General features: G+C 74.5%; 3 protein-coding genes. All 3 read right to left on the bottom strand.

Annotated features, from left to right (window positions below; all coding sequences use genetic code 11):
* Positions 1 to 682: 682 nt before the first annotated feature.
* Entirely contained in the window at positions 683 to 1,738 is a 1,056-nt protein-coding gene (locus tag BN344_RS07510) for a PHP domain-containing protein (RefSeq protein WP_040337561.1), read from the bottom strand.
* Positions 1,739 to 1,757: 19 nt separating this feature from the next.
* Positions 1,758 to 2,297 carry a DoxX family protein gene (locus BN344_RS07505; RefSeq protein ID WP_040337560.1) on the bottom strand — a complete coding sequence of 180 codons (540 nt, stop codon included), beginning with the start codon at positions 2,295 to 2,297 and terminating at the stop codon, positions 1,758 to 1,760.
* Positions 2,298 to 2,430: 133 nt separating this feature from the next.
* A complete protein-coding gene (locus BN344_RS07500; RefSeq protein ID WP_040337559.1) occupies positions 2,431 to 3,873 on the bottom strand; it encodes a bifunctional phosphatase PAP2/diacylglycerol kinase family protein in 1,443 nt (480 codons plus the stop codon).
* Positions 3,874 to 4,013: the final 140 nt, after the last annotated feature.

Below are 4,013 nucleotides of genomic sequence, written 5' to 3'. Positions count from 1 at the left end.
CCGCGGTCCGGCCTGCGGCGGGAGCCGGCGTCCGGGCGCGGTCCGGCGGCTGGTGGGCGGCCCGCGTCCGACGTGGAGCGGCCTGCGGCGGCGGGCCCGTGCGCGGCGGTGGGCCGGGGTCAGGCGGGAGCACGGCGGCAGGTGGGGGACCGGCCTGGGGCGGGCGTTCCCGGGACTGCTCTGGCCACGGAGAGGACGGGCGGCCGGCGTCCGACGGGCGACCGGTGTCCGACGGGCGACCGGTGTCCGACGGGCGACCGGGCGGGTCGACGTGCCCGCGGGACGCGGGATCGGCGGTGGCGCTCCGCTGACCGGGGGCCGGAGGGGCGCTCTCGGCCGCTCTCGCGGAGGCGGACCACGATCCGGCCAGCACCCAGGCAGCGACCAGGAAGCCGAGGAGCAGGACGAGTCGACGCGCAGCGACAGGACGGCGCGGGGGCGTATGGCCACCCCGCCGTTCCGTGGCTGGGTCCTCCACCTCGAGTCCCCTCTCCGAGAGGCACTGCGTCGGAAGGGGCGCCCCGACGTCGCCGACGACGAGACACCCCCGTTGACGGACCCTCGTGCCCACTGCACGGCTCTGGCAAGCGCTTCCCCGGAGAAGGGGCCCGAATATCGGCCGGGTTTCACGCAGCGTGAGCGCGCGCGACGGTCAGTTCCGGAACTGACCGGAATTCGCTGGTCAGCCAGCCGTCCAGTCGAGGAGGTCGTCCGCCGTCCAGGTGTTGACGACGCGGTCGACGTCGACGCCGCATTCGACCGCCCGCTCACAGCCGTTGCCCTGCCAGTCCAGCTGGCCGGGCGCGTGCGCGTCGGTGTCGATGGCGAACTCGCAGCCCATCTCCACGGCCAGCCTCAGCAGCCGCCGCGGCGGGTCCAGCCGTTCCGGGCGGGAGTTGATCTCGACCGCCGTCCCGAACTCGACGCAGGCACCGAACACCGCCTCGGCGTCGAAGGTGCTCTCCGGACGCGGCTTCTGCGTGCCGTCGCGCTGCCGGCGGCCGATGACCAGCCGGCCCGTGCAGTGCCCGAGGACGTCGGTGTGCGGGTTGGCGACCGCGCGCAGCATCCGCTCGGTCATCGCCGTCGAGTCCGCGCGCAGGTCCGAGTGCACGCTGGCGACGACGACGTCGAGCCGGCCCAGCAGTTCGTCGGTCTGGTCGAGGCTGCCGTCGACGTTGATGTCGCACTCGATGCCGGTGAGGATCCGGAAGGGCGCGAGCTCCTCGTTGAGCTCGGTGACGACGTCGAGCTGCTTCTCCAGGCGCTCGGGGCTCAGCCCGTTGGCGACGGTCAGCCGGGGGGAGTGGTCGGTCAGGGCCATGTACTCGTGGCCCAGGGCGATCGCCGACTCCGCCATCTCGCGGATCGGGCTGCCGCCGTCGGACCAGTCCGAGTGCACGTGCAGGTCGCCCTTGAGCGCGGCCCGGAACGCGGCGACGTCGTCGGCGGCCGGCAACTGGTCGCCGAGGTCCTGCTCGAGCTTGGTGAGGTACTCGGGGACCTGCCCCTTGTGCGCCTGCACGATGACGGCGGCGGTCTTGGGGCCCACGCCCTTGAGGTCCTTGAGGGTGTTCGTGCGGATCTTCAGGTCGAGCTGCTCGTCACCGAGGCCGTCGACGACCGCGGCGGCCGTGCGGAAAGCGGCCACCCGGTAGCTGGGCTCGCGGGCGCGCTCCAGGAGGAAGGCGATCCTCCGGAGCGCGTCCGCGGGTGCCGGCGGTGTGCTCAGCGCCATGCCCTTGAGTGTGAGGCCCTCAGCGCTTGTACTTCTTCTCGGCCTTCTTCTGCGCCTTGGCGGCGCGCTTCTGGGCCTTCTCGATGCTCTTCTCCGTGGCGGCGGCCGCGGCCTTCGCGCTCTTGCGGGCCCGGTAGCCCACGGACGGCTTGCCCTCGGTGTCGACGGCGGCCAGCAGCAGGCCACCGAGGATCCCGGTGTTCTTCAGGAAGTTCGAGATCTGCCCGAACCGCTCGGTCGGGTCGTCGTGCTCCCAGAAGCGGTGCCCGGCCAGCGTCGTCGGCACGATCGAGGCCGACAGGACCAGGGCGGTCAGCCGGGGGAACTTGTTGAGCGCGAACAGCGAGCCGGCGACCACCTTGACGGCGGCGTCGGCCTGCACCCACTGCTGCACGTCCCGGGGCACCTCCATGGGGAGCTGCTTGTCGGCGGTCTCCGCGATCTTCTCGACCACCGGCCGAGCGCCGGGGACGCGGTCCTGCGGCTTGCGCAGGGTGCTGATGCCCCCGTAGATGAACGGAGCGGCGAGCAGGGGCCGGGCGATCCGGCGAACCAGCATGGTGACCTCTTTCCCTCTGGTGGACGTCGGGTCGAGCACTGCCCGGAAGATCGTTCCGGCAACCCCTGCGCCGACCGTAGTCACCCGCGCGGACGGCCGCCCGTCCGATCCCGGCGTGCAGGAAGCGCTGCGGTCAGCCCTCGCGGCAGCAGTAGACGGTGAGCGGCGCCCGCTTGCGGAACCGGAACTCGGTGGCCGGCTCGCCCATCTCGCCGTCGTAGGCCACCCGGAGCGGACCGGACCGCGAGAGCACCGTCAGCTCCCGCGCCTGGAACTTGCCGTAGCTGCGGCTGTGCTCGCTGATGCCGAGCAGCGTGGCCAGCACCGCGCGGGTGCGGCCGAACCGCAGGTCGGCGCGCAGCCACTGGACGTCGAGCAGTCCGTCCTCCAGCCGCGGGCGCCAGGCCGGCGAGAGCCCGCGCGGGGTGTAGAGGCAGTTGCCGACGAAGAGGATCCACGCCCGCAGCGGTCGCCCGTCGACGACGAGCTCCACCGGCGTCCCCGTGCGCAGCACCTGGGCCGCGGCGACGGTGAGCGCCAGCCACTTGCCCAGCCGGCCGCTGAGCCGGTCGCGCCGGCGCACCATCTCCGGATAGGCGCCGATGCTCGAGGTGTTGAGGAACGGCGTCCCGTTCACCTCGGCGACGTCGACGGCCACCGCATCCCCGGCCAGCACCGCGTCGACGGCGTCCTGCGGGGTGAGCAGCCCGACGTCGCGTGCGAAGTGGTTGAGGGTGCCGGCCGGGATGACCGCCAGCGGCAGCCCGTGCTCGAGCGCCACGGCGGCGGCCGCGGCCACGCTGCCGTCGCCTCCCGCGACGCCGAGTGCCCGGGCGCCCTCGCGGGCCGCCGTCGTCAGCAGCTCCTCGACGCCGGCCTCCTCGCTCAGCTCGAGGACCCGCGCGCGGGGGAGCAGGCGGCGGATGTCCTCGGCCGGGTCGTAGTCGTCGGGCCCGGAGCGCGGGTTGACCGCGACGGCCAGCCCCTCGCCGTCGGGGAGAGGTGGCGCCTGCGACGTCGAGCGCACGCGCGCCGGGTCCGTGGGCCGCACCCGCCACCAGTGCTGGCTGGCCGCGGCCACGCCGGCACCCACGGCCAGCCCCGCGACGACGTCCCCGGGGAAGTGCACGCCGACGTGCACCCGCGAGTACCCGACGGCCAGGCCGACCGGGGCCAGCGCGGCACCGGCCGGCAGCGACTCCATGGCCACGCCGGTGACGAAGGCCGCCGCCGAGGCGGAGTGCCCGCTCGGAAAGGACGACGAGGTGGGGGTGCGGCGCAGCAGCCGCTCGGCGCCGAGCCCGCCCAGCTCGGGCCGGGTGCGCCGGAACAGCGTCTTGAGGACGGCGTTGACCAGCGCACTGGTGACCGCCATCGAGCCGACGCCGCGCACCGCGCCCCGGCGCAGCGAGCCGCGGCGCAGCGCCAGCAGGCCGGCGACGACGAGCCACAGCCGCCCGTGGTCGGCGGCGCGGGTGAGCCGGTGCAGCCACCGGTCGGCCGGGGAGCGGGGCAGCCCGCCCACGAGCGCGTGCAGCCGGACGTCCAGGGCGTCCAGCTTCCGCGGGGTGGGCACGCGGGGACGCTAGTTCACCGCGGACCGGGCCGCCGGGGCCGTGGCCCCGGACGGGTGAGGCCGTTCACCGGCAGAATCGCCCGCATGACAGCGCCGGGAGCTGCGATTTCTTCGGTGCCCGCCAACCAGGCGAGCTGGGA

Origin of the sequence: Candidatus Blastococcus massiliensis AP3 (assembly GCF_000582785.1) — a bacterium.
Lineage (GTDB): Bacteria > Actinomycetota > Actinomycetes > Mycobacteriales > Geodermatophilaceae > Blastococcus > Blastococcus massiliensis.
This window is presented reverse-complemented; position numbering and strand designations above follow the sequence as displayed.